Source organism: Roseateles sp. P5_E1 (assembly GCF_054049335.1).
Genome location: NZ_JBFUMN010000220.1, coordinates 1 through 685 on the forward strand (window position 1 = coordinate 1; position 685 = coordinate 685).

Sequence of the window (685 nt, forward strand, 5' to 3'; positions counted from 1 at the left end):
GACGGCGGCGGCCCGGCGGGGCCTCTACCCGCTGTGAACAGGGCGCGGTTTATAGTTCGCGCAGGCGCGGTGGTCCGCGCGAACCTTGCGGTGCACCGGCTTGTCTTCCCGTCTTTTCCGATCGTTGCGGCGGCCACTGGCCTTGCTGATGTTGTGTGCCTGGCTGGGCATGGCGCCGCTGGCCATGGCCCAGGCCGATGAGGCCACCGATGCCGATCCCATCGCCCAGCTGGCCCAGGCCGACAAGGACCTCAAGCAGATCCAGGCTTCGCTGGACGATGCCGATACCCGCGACACGCTCAAGACCCTGTCCGACCGCGCGCTGGCCGTGCAGCGCGACGCCGATGCCGCGCGCAATGCGCTGCAGCCGCAGCTGGACCAGATGGACGCGCGCGTTGCCCAGCTTGGGGTTGTGCCCGAAGGCACCGTCGAAGCACGCGACATCGCGTTGCAGCGCAAGGCCCTGAACCAGCAGCGCAGCGACATCGCCTCGGCGATCGCGCGGGCCAAGCTGCTGGCTGGCGATGCCAGGCAGCTGGGCACGGATATCGAGAAGATGCGCGTCAGCCAGTTCAGCGAAGAACTGGCGCGCAAGGTCAATTCGCCGCTGTCGCCGTCCTTGTGGAAACAGTTCGCCACCCATGTGCCGGCCGACTATGGGCGGCTGGTGTCGCTGTACCGGCAG

The 685-nt window shown here is 68.0% G+C and carries 1 protein-coding gene; it reads left to right on the forward strand.

From position 1 onward, the window contains the following. Positions 1–100: 100 nt before the first annotated feature. Positions 101–685 (forward strand): DUF3772 domain-containing protein (locus tag ACXJKJ_RS30710; RefSeq protein ID WP_457395266.1); only part of this gene is annotated, 585 nt, incomplete at its 3' end.